General features: G+C 64.5%; 16 protein-coding genes. 9 read left to right on the top strand and 7 right to left on the bottom strand.

The features are described from left to right. Positions 1-77 precede the first annotated feature (77 nt). From HAHE_RS16540 to HAHE_RS16525, 4 genes are all read left to right on the top strand, one after another. The gene (locus HAHE_RS16540; protein ID WP_338685971.1) at positions 78-578 is read left to right on the top strand and encodes a hypothetical protein; all 501 of its coding nucleotides are present in this window, start codon (positions 78-80) and stop codon (positions 576-578) included. Between the two features lie 12 nt (positions 579-590). After that, positions 591-773 (top strand): 50S ribosomal protein L32, encoded by a 183-nt coding sequence (gene rpmF, locus HAHE_RS16535; protein ID WP_338685970.1) that lies wholly within the window; start codon positions 591-593, stop codon positions 771-773. 83 nt (positions 774-856) lie between these two features. After that, the gene (gene plsX / locus HAHE_RS16530) at positions 857-1,900 is read left to right on the top strand and encodes a phosphate acyltransferase PlsX (protein ID WP_338685968.1); all 1,044 of its coding nucleotides are present in this window, start codon (positions 857-859) and stop codon (positions 1,898-1,900) included. A gap of 144 nt (positions 1,901-2,044) precedes the next feature. Continuing rightward, positions 2,045-2,530 (top strand): hypothetical protein, encoded by a 486-nt coding sequence (locus HAHE_RS16525; RefSeq protein WP_338685967.1) that lies wholly within the window; start codon positions 2,045-2,047, stop codon positions 2,528-2,530. A gap of 5 nt (positions 2,531-2,535) precedes the next feature. On the opposite strand, the gene HAHE_RS16520 is transcribed toward HAHE_RS16525, so the two are convergent. Then, positions 2,536-2,964: a YlbF family regulator gene (locus HAHE_RS16520; RefSeq protein ID WP_338685964.1), complete on the bottom strand. Its 429-nt coding sequence runs from the start codon at positions 2,962-2,964 to the stop codon at positions 2,536-2,538. Positions 2,965-3,062: 98 nt separating this feature from the next. Here HAHE_RS16520 and HAHE_RS16515 point away from each other — a divergent pair, with 98 nt between their 5' ends. Further along, a complete protein-coding gene (locus tag HAHE_RS16515) occupies positions 3,063-4,076 on the top strand; it encodes an alpha/beta fold hydrolase (RefSeq protein ID WP_338685962.1) in 1,014 nt (337 codons plus the stop codon). A gap of 83 nt (positions 4,077-4,159) precedes the next feature. After that, complete coding sequence (locus HAHE_RS16510) at positions 4,160-4,927, top strand: succinate dehydrogenase/fumarate reductase iron-sulfur subunit (protein WP_338685960.1); 768 nt, start codon at positions 4,160-4,162, stop codon at positions 4,925-4,927. Between the two features lie 10 nt (positions 4,928-4,937). Here the strand turns inward: HAHE_RS16510 and HAHE_RS16505 are convergent, their stop codons facing one another. Together HAHE_RS16505 and HAHE_RS16500 are read right to left on the bottom strand one after the other, a co-directional pair. Further along, a complete protein-coding gene (locus HAHE_RS16505) occupies positions 4,938-7,205 on the bottom strand; it encodes a hypothetical protein (protein WP_338685958.1) in 2,268 nt (755 codons plus the stop codon). Beyond that, positions 7,202-8,461 carry a DUF3142 domain-containing protein gene (locus HAHE_RS16500; protein WP_338685957.1) on the bottom strand — a complete coding sequence of 420 codons (1,260 nt, stop codon included), beginning with the start codon at positions 8,459-8,461 and terminating at the stop codon, positions 7,202-7,204. Before HAHE_RS16500 ends, HAHE_RS16505 begins: the two co-directional genes overlap by 4 nt. Before the next feature lie 107 nt (positions 8,462-8,568). Between HAHE_RS16500 and HAHE_RS16495 the strand changes: the two genes are divergently transcribed. From HAHE_RS16495 to HAHE_RS16485, 3 genes are all read left to right on the top strand, one after another. Then, a complete protein-coding gene (locus HAHE_RS16495; protein WP_338685955.1) occupies positions 8,569-9,528 on the top strand; it encodes a hypothetical protein in 960 nt (319 codons plus the stop codon). Beyond that, positions 9,525-9,989: a hypothetical protein gene (locus HAHE_RS16490; RefSeq protein WP_338685954.1), complete on the top strand. Its 465-nt coding sequence runs from the start codon at positions 9,525-9,527 to the stop codon at positions 9,987-9,989. Before HAHE_RS16495 ends, HAHE_RS16490 begins: the two co-directional genes overlap by 4 nt. Positions 9,990-10,114: 125 nt before the next feature. Further along, positions 10,115-13,432: a S41 family peptidase gene (locus HAHE_RS16485; RefSeq protein WP_338685953.1), complete on the top strand. Its 3,318-nt coding sequence runs from the start codon at positions 10,115-10,117 to the stop codon at positions 13,430-13,432. A gap of 10 nt (positions 13,433-13,442) precedes the next feature. On the opposite strand, the gene fabD is transcribed toward HAHE_RS16485, so the two are convergent. The 4 genes from fabD to HAHE_RS16465 all read right to left on the bottom strand — a co-directional run bounded on the left by fabD (position 13,443) and on the right by HAHE_RS16465 (position 17,770). Next, on the bottom strand, positions 13,443-14,369 hold the full coding sequence (fabD, locus tag HAHE_RS16480) for an ACP S-malonyltransferase (RefSeq protein WP_338685952.1): 927 nt from the start codon (positions 14,367-14,369) through the stop codon (positions 13,443-13,445). A gap of 81 nt (positions 14,370-14,450) precedes the next feature. Then, complete coding sequence (gene ybeY / locus HAHE_RS16475) at positions 14,451-14,912, bottom strand: rRNA maturation RNase YbeY (RefSeq protein ID WP_338685950.1); 462 nt, start codon at positions 14,910-14,912, stop codon at positions 14,451-14,453. Next, the gene (locus HAHE_RS16470) at positions 14,909-16,639 is read right to left on the bottom strand and encodes an HDIG domain-containing metalloprotein (protein WP_338685949.1); all 1,731 of its coding nucleotides are present in this window, start codon (positions 16,637-16,639) and stop codon (positions 14,909-14,911) included. Before HAHE_RS16470 ends, ybeY begins: the two co-directional genes overlap by 4 nt. Positions 16,640-16,804: 165 nt before the next feature. After that, positions 16,805-17,770, bottom strand: a complete 966-nt coding sequence (locus HAHE_RS16465) for a PhoH family protein (protein WP_338685947.1) — start codon at positions 17,768-17,770, stop codon at positions 16,805-16,807. Positions 17,771-17,867: the final 97 nt, after the last annotated feature.

The following is a 17,867-nucleotide window of genomic DNA, read 5'->3' as shown; positions in this document are numbered from 1 at the left end:
CGGGGCGCTCGTCCCTACCTTGGTTTCCCCCACCCTGCGCATTGGACAATCCGCGACCGATGCCGGATGATTCCTCCATGAAACGCTTTCTCATCGATCTCCCCACCCTGCCGGAGGAAGGCAAGCAGTTCTCCGGAGAGCTACCGCCGGACATTTTCGACCTGCCGAAGGACGACGCCCAGCCGACCGGCCCGCTCTTTTACGACCTCTACGCCCAGCGCTTCGGCTCCGAATTGCTCCTCACCGGCACGCTTTCGACCCCATTTCAATTTACCTGCGTCCGCACGCTGCATCCGTTCGTCCAGACGATCCGGGTCGAAAACGCCGCGATCGCCATTGAAATCGAGGATTCCAGCCAAATCGACGCCACCGAGGCCCTGCGGGAGGAGGTTCTCATCCATTTTCCGTCGGATCCCCGCTGCGACGACGCCGACGAACCGCAGCAGTGCGAGATCGATCCGCGGTATTTGGCAGTGGACAAACCCGGGGACGATGCGGTAGAGACGCCGCCCCGCGCCGAAGGGGACGACCGCTGGGCCGCCCTGGACGCTCTCAAGAACACCGATTCCGAACGCTAACCCTTTCCAGTCATGGCCGTACCGAAGCGCCGTCAATCCAAGAGCCGTCAGAAGATGCGTCGTGGCGCCAACCGCTGGCGCGCACCGATCTTCAAGACCTGCCCGGAGTGCGATTCCCGCGTTCCTTCCCACATCGCGTGCCCGTCCTGCGGTTACTACCGCGGCCGCAAGGTGCTCGAAGTGGATGCCTTCTGAGGCAGCTCCCGGACCTTTTCCAATCGCCGCCCCGGGATTTCCCGGCGCGGTGATTTCTTGTATCCAGCCCTCGCACTGAACGCATGAGAGTTGCCCTCGACGCCATGGGTGGCGACCGCGCACCGGCGGTCAATCTGGAAGGTGGAGCCGATGCGCTCCGCCGCTACCCGTCGCTGACCACACTTTTGGTGGTCGGTGACGAGGAGATCCTGCGTGAGGAGGCACCGAAGCACGGTCTCGACCTCGCCGATCCGCGCGTGAAGCTGGTTCACGCCCCGGAAGTCATCGGCATGTCCGAACCCGGAGCAAAGACGGTACGACGCAAGAAGCAGTCGTCGATCTCGGTCGCGATGGACCTCGTCAAGGCCGGCGAAGCCGACGCCTTCGTGTCCGCCGGCAACACCGGCGCCTGCGTCGCCGCCGCCCAGCTCAAGCTGAGACTGATTCCGGGGATCGAGCGCGCCGGCATCGCCTCCGGCCTGCCGAACGAATTCGGCCCCTGTCACCTGCTCGACGCCGGTGCCAACCCGGAAGCCAAGCCCACCCACTTGCTCGGATACGCCATCATGGGCAGCGCCTTCGCCAAGGGCGTCTATGGAGTTGCATTGCCGAAAGTCGGCATCATGTCGAATGGCGAGGAGGACGAAAAAGGCACCGCCTTCACCAAACAAACTTTCGCCCTGATCAAGGAGTTCGTCGCCACCGGCCGGGCTCCTTTCGAGTTTGTTGGCAACGTCGAGGGCCATGACCTTTTCGAAAGGCAGCTCGACGTTTGCCTCTGCGACGGATTCACCGGAAATGTCGTCCTCAAGAGCTGCGAAGCCACCGCCAAGGCGATGTCCAAGTGGCTGAAGCAGGAACTGCTCGCTTCACCCGTCCGCAAGCTCGGCGCGATGATTGCCAAGGGCGCGTTCGTCAACCTGAAGGAGCGCGCGAATGCCGAAGCCTACGGTGGCAGCCCGCTGCTCGGTGTGAACGGCGTCGTGATCATCGCCCACGGCGGATCCACCGCCACCGCGATGCGCAACGCGATCCGCGCGGCAGTCGAGAGCGTTAACCACAAGGTCAACGACCACATCATCGAGGCGCTCGAAGGCATCTCGAAGATGGAAGGCGGCGAGAGCTGAGGAAACGGACCGCGTGGCTCCAGCAGGTAGGGTCGACCGCCCCCGGTCGACCGCTGTTTCAAAGCACGGCTGAACCCCACGCCCCATCACATCGCCAACTTTTCCCGTGCATTCGCCACGGGCCGCGCTTGTCTTGGGTCGGCCATGTCCTTCCGACCGACACCGCCCCAACTGTTTGACGAGTTCGACGCCGGGCGGATCACCCGCGAACAACTCCACGCCGGGCTGTCATGGCATGCCGAGGGACTCGTCGAGGAAATCGTCGAGGCCCACGAAGACCCGGTCACCAACTGGTGGGAAGCGATGCTCGCAAAACGCGCCGCGGCACGGATCACCAGCCGACATGGAACATGGCGCATCCGCCACGTCCTCGCCGCGCTCTCCCGGCTGCCGGACTTCGAGCCGTCGCGCTACCTGTGGAACGCCCTCCACCCGGACGTGCCGCTGCACTGTTTTTTCCGGATGCGACGCGAACCGTTATTCCGTTTGCTGAAGCTCGAAAACCGCAACGGCCTAATCCGCGCGCTCATCGAGCACGGACCGGTCGACGGCAAACTCGTCCGCGAAACGTACGTGCTCGAGCATGGCCGCGACGGACTCGTCGCGCATCCTTCGCCACTCGAAGTCTGAAGGGGTCAGCAGCCGCAGCCACCACCACCTCCGCCCCCGCAGCAGCCGCTGTCGGCTTCGGCGAAGTCATCCGCGGTCGGCACGCGACCGAGTTCGAGGGTCATACCGACATACTTGCCGATGGCACGCTGGACGGTCTCCAGCTCGCCTTGGGCATCGAGGAAATCGCGGGCGACCGGGTTGTTGAGCAGTTCCTCGCGGGCGCTCTCGAACTCCGAGATTTCCGCCGCTCCGAGTTCCACACCGGCGCGCTGCTTCTGCTGAAGCTCGCTGCCCCGCTCGTGGACGCTCTGATACATCAGCTTGGCCGAGTCATCATCGAGGAACTTCTCCACCTGCTGCTGCAATTCCAGATAGCGGGAGTCTTCGGTGATCGCGGCACACAGCTCACGGGCCTTGACCATCACGGGCGAATCATCGGCTAGCATCGACATGACGTCCCCTACCCCCCTGCCCCCGGTAATGCAAACGCCTTTCGCTTTCATCTCCGCTTCATCAGCGTTTCACGGACCTCCCGGATCCTGCCTCGGCGATGATGAAACGCCTGCGCACCCTGATTCGGGTCCTGCTGATCCTGGTCCTCGTGCTCGCCATGGCGGCAACGGTCGCCGTCGGATGGATCGGCTCGTCCCACATGATCACGCCGCCGCGACGCGTCCTGCAGGATTACCATCTGGAAATCCTCGCCGACCCGGAGCGCCGCGGACTGTCCGTCGAACCGTGGACCGGACCGCAAGCCACCCCCTGCCTGATCGTGACTCCTTCTCAGATTCCCGCGGTGACCCCGAAAGGCCAACAACTGCGGTCGATGGTCGACGAGGTCCCGGCGTGGGGTGACATCCGGGGCACGGTCGTCCTGCTGCACGGACACTGCGGCCGAAAGGAGGATCACCTGCCGATCTGCGAACGCTTCTGCGCCGCCGGATTCCGCTGCATCCTCGTCGATCTGCCGGGGCACGGCGACAATCCCGCCCAGTTGGCGAGGTTCGGTTGGAAAGAGGCGGATCTGATCGGCTCGCTGACCGATGCCTGCGCTGCGGAGTTCGGCTTCGTCGGTTCACCGGCATTCCTCTTCGGCGTTTCCCAAGGAGGAGCCATCGCGCTGCAGGTCGCGGCCAAGAACCCGGCCCACTGGGCAGGCGTGATCAGCGTCGCGGCGTTCGCCTCGCTTGATGAGCCGATGCGTTCGGCTCTCAGCCAGGCAGACCCGAAACTCCAACCCCTCGGCCCCGTGGCCCTGACCGCCGTTTCATGGACGACCCGGGCGAGGGCCGGCTTCTTCCCGGATCAGATCCGGCCGGTCGATGCCGCCCGGAAGCTCACGCTGCCCGCGCTCGTCTTTCACGGAGGCGCGGACCGGTTCGTGTCGCCCGACCGGGCACAGCGGATCTTCGATGCCATTCCGTCACCTGACAAACGCCTGCGGATCATCGAGGGCGCGGGACACGGGAGGGTGCTGTCCGCCGACGCCGCGAATACCTACGCCGACTGCTGCCGTTTCATGCTCGCCGCTTGCGCGGAAATCGACGCGAAGCGTTTCCGTTGAGCAAGGAACGCCCAGCTTCCCAGAGGTTTTTACTAGCGGACCCCGGCTCGGCCCCTAGATTGGCCCCAGAGACCGATCGACTCATGGCCAAGCTCAATCTCACCCTCAAAGTCTGGCGCCAGTCCGCCCCGAACGACACGGGCCGCATCGAGACCTACGATGCCAAGGACATTCCCGAAGAAGCCTCGTTTCTCGAGATGCTCGACATCGTCAACGAGCGCCTGATCAACGATGGCACCGAGCCGATCCACTTCGATCACGACTGCCGCGAGGGCATCTGCGGCATGTGCTCGCTGACCATCAACGGCGTCCCGCACGGCAAGGAGCGTGGCATCACCACCTGCCAAGTCCACATGCGGAAATTCCGCAGCGGCGACACGATCTGGATCGAGCCCTTCCGTTCCCGCGCGTTCCCGGTGGTCAAGGACCTCGTCACCGACCGCAGTTCGTTCGACCGCGTTCAACAGGCCGGCGGCTTCATCAGCGTTCGCACCGGGTCGGCCCCCGATGCCCACGCCGCACCGATTCCGAAAGATGCCGCCGACTCGGCCTTCGCCGCTGCCGCGTGCATCGGCTGCGGTGCCTGCGTTGCCGCCTGCAAAAACGCCTCCGCCATGCTCTTCGTCGCCGCCAAGGCGTCGCACCTCAGCCACCTGCCGCAAGGCCAGCCGGAACGCGACCGCCGCGCCCTTGCGATGGTCCGCCAGATGGACGAGGAAGGCTTCGGTGGCTGCACCAACCAGTACGAGTGCGAGGCTGCCTGCCCGAAGGAGATCAGCGTCGATCACATCGCGCGCCTCAACCGCGACTACGGCAAGGCGATGCTCAAGGAGCAGTTCGTGCCGGCCTGAACCAAATCCGTCACTCCGCCTTCCGCAGCTGCTCGAGCGGCTTCGGTCGCAGCGCCTCCGGCAGCGGTCGCCATTCGGCCGGCCGATCGAGATCGGGCAGAAACCATCGGCGCTCGTCGGCCCGCCGGCCTTCCTCGGTTCCGGCACAACGCCGAACCAGCAGCTGATAGTAGGGATCGGCCGTTTTTGCATCGAGATTCGAAATCCAAAGCCCCGCCGAGTTGTAGATCGCGGCGAGCTGCGGATGATTGCGTGGAAGTTCCGCAGCGGCCTTCGCTGCGATCTCGGCGGCGGTGAACCGGTAATGGAAGCGGTGGCGGCGTCCCACCGGCAGCTGGTGCGAGCGGACGCGACGTATCTCCTCGACACTCACCGGAAGCACCGGAGCCTCCTCCTCGGCAAACAATTCACCGGGCGCCACGCCCGCATCTCCGGCCCAAGACAACCTGGTGGCAGCGAAGTCCTCCGCTTCGAACGATCCTCCATGGACTCCGCCGTCCGGCGCCGACTCGGTGCCGAACAGCGCCATTCCACGATCCCGATGGATGCAGGCCTGACGCCAGCCGATGACGGCCCGGGTTTCGCCACGGTAACGCCCCGATAGCCGCGCGCGGTGCAGCGCGACGTAGTGATCAAACAGCGGCAGTTGCGAAGCCGGCATCCATTCGCGGGCATCGTCGAAGCGCCATTCACGGGCCAGCCGGCGTCCCAGCAGGTAGCGCAAAGAGTCGAGGGGCGTGTACGGTCCGTCATCCCACCTCCGGAGCGACTCGTTGTAGCGGGCCGGATCGATCGGGCCATCGTAACGATAGGTGCCCCATCCGACGTCCACAGGTTTGCCCGCCCAGTAGTTCGTCATCTGCGGCGACCACTCCGGGGCGATCTCTTCCAAATGCTCCCGCAGTTCATCGGAGGAAAGCACCCACTCCGCGACATAGGCCGCATCTTCCCAAAAACCACCCTCCAGCAGCGAGTCCAGCGCCCTCGTGTATTCACCCCTCGATAGCGCCACGCTACCAAGGTCGGCAAGCAGGCGGCCCTGCGACAGGGACCGGAGCTCGTCGCCGGAATCGTACCAGAGCAGGTTCACGTTCGACGGATTGTCGGGGTGCCAAGCATCCTTCTCCATGCGTGAGCCGTCGACCGAGACCGCGAACTCCTTCTCCGCATCCTCGAACCGCCCTTCCCTCAGCGCGAGCTTGCCACGCAACCACGCAGCCCGGGCATCGCCTTCCACCGCACGCTCCAGCCACTCGCCCGCTTCCTCGAAGCGACCTCGGGAGTAAAGCGCCCACGCGATCCGCGAGGCATCGGGGTCCGCCCCGGCCGCGTTCGCGCCCAATGCCTCGATCCAGCGGGAAAACGGATGGTTCTCCGCCTCCTTGACCGCGGCATAGCGCGGGCCGTCAAAGCGGGCGTAGATCTCGATATTCACCAGCCTCCGCACTTCGGGATCCCTCGCGGCGGCCGCCAGAACCGCGTCGTCCTGACTCTCGGCAAGGCCCGCGGAGCGTCGACGGAGGTCGGTGAGACACCGCGTGTTTCCGGCCTTCACCGCAGCATAAGTCAGCCGGATTCTTTCGACGGGATCGATCTCTTCATCAAGCGTCGAGAGCCATCCGTACGAGCCGCCAACGAGCCCGAGCACATCCTCCGCACCGGCATCGCGCATCGCGATCACCTCGCGATGCCACCTCACCGCCTCGGCGCGATCGGTCGCGGTCGAAGCCAACATCCATGCCGCCCAAACCCCGCGCAGCTTTCGCTCGTTGGCCGGACGCGCGCACAGTTCCTCCCAGACCTTGTGCGCGCCCTTCTTGTCGCCGCTGGCCAGGCGACGCGCCCCCTCAAGGTAGTCGACGACATCCTTCGGAAAGCGGTCGTCCAGCATCAGCTGCGCGGGCGGCACCACCTCCGGCTTGTCCGCCTGGGTGGCCCAGCCGTCGGGATAAAAGCAAAGCAGGATGGCTTTCCTTTGCTTCTCATAGAGCGCCGAACGGAGCCCGATCTCCTTTGCGTCGACTCCCTCGGCCCGCCACAACTCTTCCAACTCCGCGACTTCCAGGGGAATTTGCGCCAACCTGTCGACCGAACCCGGCATTTCAAGCAACGCATCCGTCCCCATCAGTTGGGCCAGCTCGTGAAGATAGGACACCGGCGGCACGTCGAGAGCCGCATACGGAACATCGAGCACGGTATCCGCGAAGAATGGTCCGCAAGCCCGGCTCGGGCCTTCGCCAAGCAATACCGCACCCGCCAGCAAGCTGATCCGTTTCATTCGATTTCCAACGTGATGGAAGCGTCCTTATCCCGACTCGTGATCCAACCGACGATAACGCGCTCACCCGGTTCGATCCATGACCATTCAGCGCCACCGAAGCGGAAAACCGTTTCCCTTCCTCCCTTCTCCAACCGATATCCGCCAACCGCGTCCGCGGCCACGATGGCACCGCGGGCGATGACCCGCTCCGGCAAGCGGACCGGAGCGCTGCCCTGGTTGAGGATCGTCACGTCGCCCGCCCGGCCGTTCACCTTTCGTTCGACCCGCACATCAGCCGTCGGCACCTCGCCCCGCGAGACTTTCTCAAGCGTCTGCCACGGCCAATTGCGACGGTCGGTGGAGATGGGCAGCCGGTACCAGATGATGCCGGTCAGGTTCACCGGGGGTGATTGCATCCATTCCGCAACCAGCTTGGCACCGATCGCCGGATCGACGTAGGCGTACGATCGCTTCGCGGGAGTCACACCTTCGGGCGGCAGGTCTTCAGAGATCACATCAATGACTTTTCCGTTCCGATCGAACCAGACCTCACACCCGTATGTCGGCATCGCCACGCGGAACGGCACCCCGATCGCCGCGGCCTTCGCCACCGCGCCTCGCGCCAGATCGGGATCAAGAAGGACCACCGGATCGTCGGGCGTCCGGGGCAGCGTGAGCGAATGAACCTGAACCACGTAGCCCGGTGACTCCCGCGCCAGCTCGGCGAATTCCTTCTCCGCCAGCCAGCTCGGCAGCGCGGTCGGAACCACCGGCACACCCTCCGCCGCCTTCCGCACGCGCGCGAGAAGCCTGCGGTAGACACCCAACCGCCGCTGCGGGCAGTCGTAGTCGAGTTGGATCTCCGACGGCCCGAGTGCCGCGAGCGAAGCGACCACCTCTTCGAGGTCTTCGCACTGGGCAGCGCTCCAATCGAGCGCCGCCGCCGACTGGCCCACCCTGACAACGAGACCGCAACCCGGAACCGGCAACCGCTGCCGGATGACCTCTTCGACTTCGAATCGATTCTCCCGCCAGCGCAACTCGGCCGCGCGGAACTGCAGGCGGCCGATGGCTCCCTCGGCACGCCCGACAGCTTCCTGAACTTCCGGCCGACCGGGGGCCTGCCACACATAAGCTTCGGTCGTCAGCGGATTCGCCGGAACGGTGGTCACCTCGCGTTTGCATGAGGCGGCAAGCAGGCACATGAGCACCGCCAGAAGGGCGGGCACCGCCGGGTTGATATTCTTCCCAAGCATGCTCTGAAATCGATTCATGCGATCATGATCAGCCGACCGGGCTCCGGCAAGGCGATGAAGGCGGTGCTCAAGGAACAGTTCGTGCCTGCTTGACCCAGGCCTTCGAACCCGGCAGAGGATGAATCATGCCATCCTCGGAAAGCAGCTGCTCCATCAGTCGCCGGTCCTGGATCCAGCTCTCGCTCGGGTCCGTTGCGGCATTGTCCGCGTCTTCCGCGCTCGCCCGCGAGGGCACGGGCAGATGGGACGACGAGTCGATCGCGGAGTATTCGCAGCGGCTGTTCGACTGGCTGACGAAGAACTTCGAGGAGCGCGCCAAGAGGATCGGCGACGAGCGCGGTGCTCCATTCGACCTGCCCTACAAGTATCTCGCTCCGACCGACGACCGGAAGAAGCTGCGGATGCTTGAGAAATTCAAGGAAGGCAGCCTCTCAAGCCGAGCCGCCGAAGAACACATCGGGGAGACCCTCAAAGAATTCGAGGCCGTCCGGAAGCTCATCGCGGCCGAAGAGGAGAAGCTGGCGAAGACTTGGAAATCGGACGACGCCAACCTGGTCGTCAAGGACGGCAAGATCTACGACCAACGTGTCTCGGCCGCACGGCTTGGAGTCATCCTCGACAACAGCCCGAGCATGACTCCCTACCTGCCGAAGCTGCGCGAAGAGATCGGCCGCGAGTTCACCGACGCCCACTTCGTCGAGGTCGACGGCTGTCGCCTCACCCACCTCAGCGACAACCAGTGGTTCTTTACCAAGCCGGTTTCGGGCATCAATCCCTTCACCGCCGACCGGCACATCCCGCGTGTTCCCCAGCTCGGCGAAACTCCCCACTCCACCTACATCCGCTGGACCCGCGACGCGGTCTCCGCGCTGATGAGCAGCGTCGAGAAGATGCACTGCGACGCGCTCTACTGGTTCTGCGACTTCGAAGACTCCACCGACGACGACCTGCTTCGCACACTCGGACGGACCATGCTGGCGAAGAAGGTGACCGTCTACGTCCACACGCTTTCCCGGCGTCCTCCGGAGCTCATCAACGAGCTCGCGAAACGCTCCGGTGGCGAAGTCATCCGCAAGCGGATTTGATCACCCTGCCCCACGGTCTCGCCCTGACGCTCGCCGATGCCTTGGCACCGGCTATGGCGAGATGGTCAGAAAGGCGCGAGCGCGAGATTCTGACGAGAGGGATTCCGCTCGAAGACTCCCTGCTGGATTTCGCTGCCAGACTCGGAATTCCGGATCCCGGCCGGGTGCGGATTGAAGTTCGGTCCGACATCCCCCTACCGCTGCCCGGCGGCGTGGTGGGCTTTCTGCAAAGGATCGGCATCCCTCTGTTCCGGCCTGCGGGAATGGCACTCGGAAACGGGATCAGCGCGATCCATACCGACCCGCAACTCCTGCGGCACGAACTGGTTCACGTCCGCCAATATGCCCGCCTCGGCGGTCACTTTCGCTTCATGCGTCAGTACATCTACGAATGTCTCCGCTACGGCTACGCTTGCGCCCCGCTCGAAACCGAGGCAAGGGAGCGCGCCGTCACCCGCTGAGACCGCTTGGCTCGACGCGTGCTATCCGTTTCCGACGAGGCAACTTCAGCACCAAATTTGCTTTAGTTTCCTTAATTACCTGCGATAAATCCGCAACTGCTGTCCCGTAGTCCCGCCGCCTCCGTATGCGATTCGGCACCGCCCTTACTCTTACCACCCTGATCTGCACCGGTTTCACCCGGGGTGCGGCCGACCCCATTCCCGAGGGCGCCGGCAAGGTCCAGATGGCGTCGTGGCCCACGGTCTCACCGGAGGGCGACACCCTCGTTTTCGAGTGGCGTGACGACCTGTGGTCGGTGGCGACCGATGGCGGACGCGCCACTCGCCTTACCGCCCACCCGGCACGCGACAGCTATCCGCGCTTCTCGCCCGACGGCAAGACGCTCTACTTCTGCTCGACCCGCTCCGGCGCCCTGCAGCTTTTCTCGATGCCGGTCGACGGCGGCCCGGCCACCCAGCACAGCTTCCATTCCGAGGGTGGCATCCTCGAATGCATCGCGCCGGACGGCGAAACCGCGATCATCCGCGGACTCCGCGACGCTCCGGGCTTCCGCCCGTTCCGGTTGATCGAGATCGATCTCCGCCGCGAATCGCCCGAGACCTACGTCTTCGACGAACGCGGCGACTCGTCGAACTGGTCGCCCGACGGATCGCGGATCTTCTTCTGCCGCGACGGCCAACAACTCTACCGCAAAGGATATCGTGGCCCACAGGCCGCATCGATCTGGTCGTACGAACCCGCGACCCAGACCTTCACCTCCCACGTCAAGGAGGGGCAGGAAGCCCGCTGGCCGATGCCCACACCCGACGGCAAGGGCTTCTACTACGTCACCGACCGTAACGGTGCCTTCAACCTGTGGCTGCGCACGCTCGAGGATGGCTCGGACAAGCAACTTACCCGCTTCGAGGATGATGGCGTCATGCTCCCGTCGCTCGCCCGCAACGGCTCGGTGATCGTCTTCCGTCGCGGCTTCGACCTGTGGTCGTTCGACCCCGCCAAGGGCGAGCCGAAGAAGCTCGACATCTGGCAGGCCGAGGACCTTCCCGACACGACCAGCGAGGTGCGCAAGATCACCGGCACGGTCGACGCCGACTTCTCCAAGAGCGGCCTCGAGATCGTATTCAAAGCCGAGGGCGAGCTCTGGGCAATGGACACGCTGCTGCGCGAACCGAACCGGATCACCCGCACCGACGGCATCGAGGACGACCCGGTTTTCTCGCCCGACGGGAAATACATCTACTACGAGTTCGATGACGGCATCGAATCGAACGTCTGGCGGATCTCGCGCCTCGACCCGGAAGACTTCTGGTGGCGCGCCGAATCCTTCGCCACCGAGCAAGTCACTTTCGGCCCTGAACCGAAGCGCCGGTTCTCCATCAGCCCGAACGGCCGCTTCATCGCTTACGTCTCGGGCAGCGGCGACCTGACCGTCGCCAACTACGACGGATCGGATCCCAAGGTGATCTTCTCCTGCTGGGATCCGCCGACCTACGACTGGTCTCCCGACGGCGAGTGGATCGCATTCGCCGCCCAGGACCAGAACTTCAACCGCGACATCTACATCGTCCCGACCGACGGATCGCTCGAGCCCTTCAACGTGTCCCGCCACCCGGACTTCGAAGGCTCCCCCCGTTGGTCGCCCGACGGTCGCAAGATCGCCTTCACCGGGCGACGGCTGAACAACGAGATGGGACTGTTCTACGTCGACCTGCGGCTTGAAGAGGCCGTCCGAAGCTCGCGGAATCTCCGCGAACTCGAAGCCGAGGCGATGATGCGCGACGACCCGTCTTACCAGCAGGAGGACGCGACCGAAGCCGATGAGGAACCGACACCGTCGGATGACGATACCGACGTCGCCGACGTCCGGGACGACTCCGCCCCGCCGAAACCCAAGAAGCTGGAGGCAAAGTCGCGCAAGCGCCTGCCAATCGACTTCCACGGACTGAGCGAGCGAATCGTCCGCCTGAACACGCGCGGCATCGAACCCGAGCGCGTGATCTGGTCACACGATTCCGAGGCGATCCTGTTCCAGTCGAAGAACAGCACCAACGACACGCTTTACCGCATCGATGCCCGCCCGAACGCCAAGATGGAGGACTACGATGACCATCGTGGATTGCCGATCCGCACCGACGAGGACGGCAGCTTCTACTGGATCGTCGACCGCTCACCGGCCGTCCTCAAGAAGGGCAAGCTCTCCAGCTACAAGATCTCGGCTCGCATGGTTCGCGACCGCGTCGCCCACCAGCGGCTGTCGTTCCGCCTCATCTGGCGCACCTTGCGCGACCGGTTCTACGACCCGACGATGAACGGCCTCGATTGGGACAAGACCCGTTCGAAGTATGAAGAGACCGCCGCCAAGGCACCCGACTCACGAACCTTCGACCGGGTGGTCAGCATGTTGCTCGGCGAACTGAACGCCTCCCACCTCTCTTTCGAGTCCGAGGAGTGGCCGAAGGCTTGGGAAAACGAAGGAGCCGAGTTCCAGACGACCCGTCACGTCGGGATCGTCTTCGGCCGCAAGGGTGCCGGCGACCCGCTGTTTGCCGCGAAAGTCATCGCCGACAGTCCCGCCGCCACCTGCAATCCGCCGGTTCGCGAAGGCGACACGATCGTCCGGGTCAACGGCCGCCGTGTCGATGGCTCCACACCGGTCCACCGTTTCATGAACGGCCGCATGGACCGGCAGATCGAGATCACGGTGCGTGACGCCGACGGCGTGGAGCACACCCACGAACTCGAAGCGATCAGCTACAACAAGGCGACCCTTCTCGCCGAGGCCCAGGTCATCGTCGAGAACCGGAAGAAGGTCGAGGAAATGTCAGGCGGCAAGCTCGGCTACGTCCACATCGCCCGCATGTTCTGGGACGAGTTCGAAAAGTTCGAGCGCCAGATCTACGCCGCGGGCCATGGCAAGCAGGGCCTGATCATCGACATCCGCGACAACGGCGGCGGCTTCATCACGGACCACCTCCTCACGGTCCTCTGCCAGCCGCGCCACGCCGTGACCATCCCCCGCGACGGCGGACCGGGCTACCCGCAGGACCGCAAGGTCTATGCCTCCTGGCACAAACCGCTGGTCGTCGTCTGCAACCAGAACTCGTACTCGAACGCCGAGATTTTCGCCCACGCGATCAAGACCCTCGACCGCGGCAAGCTGGTCGGCGTGCAAACCGCCGGCGGTGTGATCTCCGCCGGCAAGGACCGGATTCTCGATGCGGGCACGCTCCGTGTTCCCTTCCGCGGCTGGTTCCTTCCGGACACCGGCGAGGACATGGAGATGAATGGCGCCAAGCCGGACGTGGTCATCTGGCCGACGCCGGGCGACATGGTCGCCGACCGTGACCCGCAGCTTAATACCGCGGTCAGCACGCTGCTCAAGGAGGTCGCGCAAGCGGTTGAGAAACCGTTCAAGCCGGTCTACCGCAATCGCGACAAGTAGGGCTCTTTTCCTAGCCTAGCGCCTCGACGCAAGCTTCGAGTGACGGCAGATCCTCAACCGAGTGCACCGTCACATCCTTGGCGATCTTGCTCACCAAGCCCGCGAGCACCTTGCCGGGTCCGAGCTCGATGAAGGTCGTGTGACCCTTCCCGACCAGCAACTGGATCGAATCCGTCCAGCGCACCGATCCGGTCACCTGCTTCTCCAGCATCGAACGGACCGCCGCCGGGTCGCTGACTTCGGTCGCCCCGTAGTTGCAGACAACCGGGATCGAAGGGGCAGTCATCTCGACGGAGCCGAGTTCGACCGCCAGCTTGTCCTGCGCCGACTGCATCAGCCGGCTGTGGTAAGCACCCGCAACGTTCAGCTTGATCGCCCGGCGGATACCCTTGTCTTTCGCCTTCTCCACCGCGGCATCGATTCCCTCGACGCTTCCGGAAATGACGATCTGCCCGGGGGCGTTGAAGTTCGCGACGTCCACGCCGCACTCGTCGGCGAGCTCGACCACGGCCGACTCGTCGCCGCCGATCATCGCGGCCATCGCGCCAGTGGTCGCCTCACACGCCTCTTCCATGAAGCCGCCGCGCTTGGCGACCAAACGAAGGCCGTCCGCCATCGAGAAGGTCCCGGCTGACGCGTGGGCGGTGAATTCACCGAGCGAGAGACCGGCGGCCGCCACCGGATTCAGCGAAGGCACCCGCTCCTTGAGCAGCGTCATCGCGACCAAACCGTGCAGGTAGAGCGCCGGCTGGCAGCGCGAAGTGCGGGTCAGTTCCTCATCCGGCCCGTCGAACATCACGCCGCTCAGATTCATCCCGAGGCTCTGGTTCGCCTCCTCGAAGAGCTTCCGGGCCGATTCGGATGCCTCGTGGAAATCCTTGCCCATGCCCACCTTCTGGGCGCCCTGACCGGAAAAAAGTAGTACGACGTCGCTCATGCTCGGCCCCGTCCTACCCACGCCCCGGCGCGATGATCAAGCCCCGGAACTGTCGTCAGAGCCTTGCCCGATGCGTTTCCTTCAGGATGGATCGCTCAGCCGGGGCCACAACTCCGCGACCAGCGCTTCCTGCGCCGCCTCCATCACGGCCCGGTCCGCCTCGGCTTCATCCTCGTGACCGGCGAGATGGAGCAGGCCGTGCACGAGATACCGCAACAGCTCACGCAGTTCCGGCTCGTCATACTCTCCCGCCTGGCGCTTCGCCACCTCGACACCGATCACGATCTCTCCGTGCTCGAAGGTGATTACATCGGTCGCGCCCTCGATCCCCATGAACTCGCGATGCACGCGGTCGCTTTCGGAATCATCGACCAGCGCGACCTCGACGCACTCCAGCTCCGCCAGCGGTGCCTGCGGATCGATGAGAAAGCGATTCACGATCTGGTCGGCCGCAGCGACACCGGCCTGCTCCATTCCGACCAGCCAGGCCGGCGGCACCGCCACCCGGCTCTGATGGTCGCAGACGAGCACCTCACGCTTCATGACCGGGCGGACTCGGCAGCCTCTCCAGTGACCGGCTGAGTCGCGGTCGCCTTCGGCTTCGGAGCCGGCGGCTTGGCGCCCTCGGCTTTGGCGGATTTCTCCTCCGCCGCCTTCTTGCCACCCATCGTCCGTTGTTCGAGGTCGGACTTGCGGCCCTTCTCCTCGTCCTTCGGATAGTCGATGCGGCTGTGCAGCATGCTCCGCAACGTTTTGCAGAACATGTCCTTCACGACCGCGAGATCGCGGATGGTCAGGTCGCAGTTGTCGAGCTGGCCGTCGCAGATCCGGGTCTCAACGATGTCCTCAACCAACGCGCGGATCTTCGCCGGGGTCGGCTTCTTCAGACTGCGCGACGCGCTCTCGACGGCGTCGGCCAAGCTGATGATCCCGCTTTCACGCGTCCGCGGTGTCGGCCCCGGGTAGCGGAAATTCTTCTGATCGATCTTTGGCAGGTCTTCCGGGTTCTCGAGCTTCTTCTCGACCTTGTCGATCTCGGCCCGCTTCTGCTCCTGCGCGCGACGGTAGAAGTAACTCACCAAGGAATCGCCGTGGTGCTCACGGATCACGTCGATGACCCGCGGGTTGAGGTGGTGCTTGATCGCTAGGTCCACACCGTCCTTCACGTGGGCGATGATGATCAGCGCGCTCATCGTCGGCGTCAGCGAGTCATGCGGGTTCTCGCCGCCCTCGTGCTGGTTCTCGATGAAATACTCCGGCTTGTTGAGTTTGCCGACGTCGTGGAAGTAGGCGCAGACGCGGCACATCGCGGCATTCGCACCCACCGCCTCGGCGGCCGACTCGGCCAGCGACGCGACCACCAGGCTGTGGTGGAAGGTCCCGGGTGCCTCAAGCTGCATGCGCCGCAGCAACTTGTGGTTCAGGTCGCCCAGTTCCAACCAGCTGATGTCGGTCGTGAGCTTGAACATCCCCTCGAGGACCGGAAGGAATCCGCTCACCAGAAGCGAGGTTCCGACGCTGACGCCGAGCGCTGCGGCCACCGCCTGACCCAGCAGCTTCCAATCTTCCGGACGGCCGCCGTTCACCAGCTTCCCGAACTCGATCTGGCCGAAGATCATGGAGAGCAACAAGGCCATGATGCCGGCATAGACACCGGCACGCAGCAACTGCACCCGACGCCGGGTCTTGCGCAGCGTCAGGGCGGCTACGAGACCGCAGAGCAGGCTGACCGTGAGAAACAGGGCCTTGTCCGCGTCGGGCACCAGAAGCGTCCCCAGCAGTGACACATAGACCGCCGAGAAGACACCCCCGCGTCCGCCGAGCAGCACCGCATGGATCATCGGAGCCACGATGAAAGGTGTCAGTAGCAGTCCGAGAACCGGAGCATAGGAATTGAGGCCCGCCACGATCGCGACGGCCCGGATCAGTGCGAGCTGACCCAAGATCCCGAACAACAGCAGGATGACCCGGCTGTTGCGCTCGATCACAGTCGGGTGGTTGAGCTCGACCACCGTCACCGCGCTCAACGCGAGGAAGAACGCGTAGAGCGCTCCGGTCAGCGGTCCCGATCCTTCGTCACCCGCAGCCAGTGTTCGCAGGACCAATACGGCCGCAGCGACACAGAACAGCAGGTAGAGCGTGAAGCGGACCCAAGGCGAGCGGTCCAGCGAGACGGAGACGGACGAGTCGTTTTGAACGCGGCGCTTCTTGCCCGAAGACATGCCCTTCCGGGCGAGGCGCCAGCGTTTGAATGCATCGATGAATCCCACAGGCGAATGGCTGAGATTGTCTGGTAGAGGCGCCAGCCGGCGCGGACGTGCTTGATACGCTGGAGGGGCGTGTGTGACACGCCCCTCGACGCGGGAGTAGCTACCGCAGCCGACCCCGTTTTGCAATCGGCAAAACCAGCAGGCGCGTCACTTTGACGCACCCGGTCAGGAATCCCTCCAGCGCCGGTAGGCGGCGATGATCCGGCCGACCACCGCATGACGGACGACATCCTCGCCGGAAAAGCGCACGAAGCCGATTCCCTCAACGTCTTCGAGCGCCCGCTCGGCCTCGGCGAGTCCGGACGGAATGTTCGGCTTGAGGTCCACCTGCGAAGAATCTCCGGTGACCACCATCCGCGACTCCTCTCCGAGCCGGGTCAGCGCCATGAACATCTGCTCCTTGGTCGTGTTCTGGGCCTCGTCGAGGATCACGAACGACCGAGCCAAAGTCCGTCCCCGCATGAAAGCGAGCGGCGCGATCTCGATCGTCCCGTCCTCCAGATACCGCTCCCCCTCTTCCGTGCCGATCATGTCGTGGATCGCGTCGTAGAGCGGGCGCAGGTAAGGCGCTACCTTCTCCCGCAGGTCACCGGGCAGGAAACCCAGCGCCTCGCCGGCTTCCACCGCCGGGCGGGTCAGCACCACTCGTTGGATTCGCTTCTCCTTGAGCATCGCCAGCGCCATTGCCATCGCGAGGTAGGTCTTGCCGGTGCCCGCCGGTCCGAGACCGAAGCAGACATCGTTGGCCTCAATCGCCCGAAGATACTCCAGCTGGCGTGGCGTCTTGGGCACCACAGGCTTGCGACCGCGACGCCCGAGCAACCGGACCTCGGTGAGCTCGCTCACGCCGGTATCGCCGCCACTCGCCGCGACCTCGACCGCCATCCGGAAATCGCGCGGCGTGATCTCGGCTCCACCGCGCTTCGCCTGCTCCAGATCCATGAAGACCCTCTGCGCCGACTCGACCCCGTCCTTCGGACCTACCAGCAGGATCCAGCCATCACGAGTCACGCTCCGCACCTGCAGGCGCTCCTCTAGCAGCTTCAGCTCGCGGGGGTCGTTGGCGAAAAGGGAATGCAGAAACGGAGCTGTCTCGAACTCCAGTTTCACCTCGATCTCGTCCGCTATCATCGGCGGATGCCTAGCCAAGCCGGGCCACCGCCTCAACCGCAAAGCGCCCTGATGCTTGCCCTGCCCCTCCAAACCCGCCTTGATGCCGCTCCACCCG

Origin of the sequence: Haloferula helveola, assembly GCF_037076345.1 — a bacterium.
Taxonomy (GTDB): Bacteria; Verrucomicrobiota; Verrucomicrobiia; order Verrucomicrobiales; family Akkermansiaceae; genus Haloferula; species Haloferula helveola.
Note: the sequence above shows the minus strand (reverse complement) of the source record. Positions and strands in the feature narration are given on the sequence as shown.

Bases quoted from the DNA above. Each gene is read 5' to 3' on its own strand.
- HAHE_RS16525 (WP_338685967.1), top strand. From the start codon at position 2,045: ATGTCCTTCCGACCGACACCGCCCCAACTGTTTGACGAGTTCGACGCC.
- fabD (WP_338685952.1), bottom strand. From the start codon at position 14,369: ATGAGCGACGTCGTACTACTTTTTTCCGGTCAGGGCGCCCAGAAGGTG.
- ybeY (WP_338685950.1), bottom strand. From the start codon at position 14,912: ATGAAGCGTGAGGTGCTCGTCTGCGACCATCAGAGCCGGGTGGCGGTG.
- HAHE_RS16520 (WP_338685964.1), bottom strand. From the start codon at position 2,964: ATGTCGATGCTAGCCGATGATTCGCCCGTGATGGTCAAGGCCCGTGAG.
- plsX (WP_338685968.1), top strand. From the start codon at position 857: ATGAGAGTTGCCCTCGACGCCATGGGTGGCGACCGCGCACCGGCGGTC.
- HAHE_RS16495 (WP_338685955.1), top strand. From the start codon at position 8,569: ATGCCATCCTCGGAAAGCAGCTGCTCCATCAGTCGCCGGTCCTGGATC.
- HAHE_RS16515 (WP_338685962.1), top strand. From the start codon at position 3,063: ATGATGAAACGCCTGCGCACCCTGATTCGGGTCCTGCTGATCCTGGTC.
- rpmF (WP_338685970.1), top strand. From the start codon at position 591: ATGGCCGTACCGAAGCGCCGTCAATCCAAGAGCCGTCAGAAGATGCGT.
- HAHE_RS16540 (WP_338685971.1), top strand. From the start codon at position 78: ATGAAACGCTTTCTCATCGATCTCCCCACCCTGCCGGAGGAAGGCAAG.
- HAHE_RS16465 (WP_338685947.1), bottom strand. From the start codon at position 17,770: ATGATAGCGGACGAGATCGAGGTGAAACTGGAGTTCGAGACAGCTCCG.
- HAHE_RS16500 (WP_338685957.1), bottom strand. From the start codon at position 8,461: ATGAATCGATTTCAGAGCATGCTTGGGAAGAATATCAACCCGGCGGTG.
- HAHE_RS16485 (WP_338685953.1), top strand. From the start codon at position 10,115: ATGCGATTCGGCACCGCCCTTACTCTTACCACCCTGATCTGCACCGGT.
- HAHE_RS16510 (WP_338685960.1), top strand. From the start codon at position 4,160: ATGGCCAAGCTCAATCTCACCCTCAAAGTCTGGCGCCAGTCCGCCCCG.
- HAHE_RS16505 (WP_338685958.1), bottom strand. From the start codon at position 7,205: ATGAAACGGATCAGCTTGCTGGCGGGTGCGGTATTGCTTGGCGAAGGC.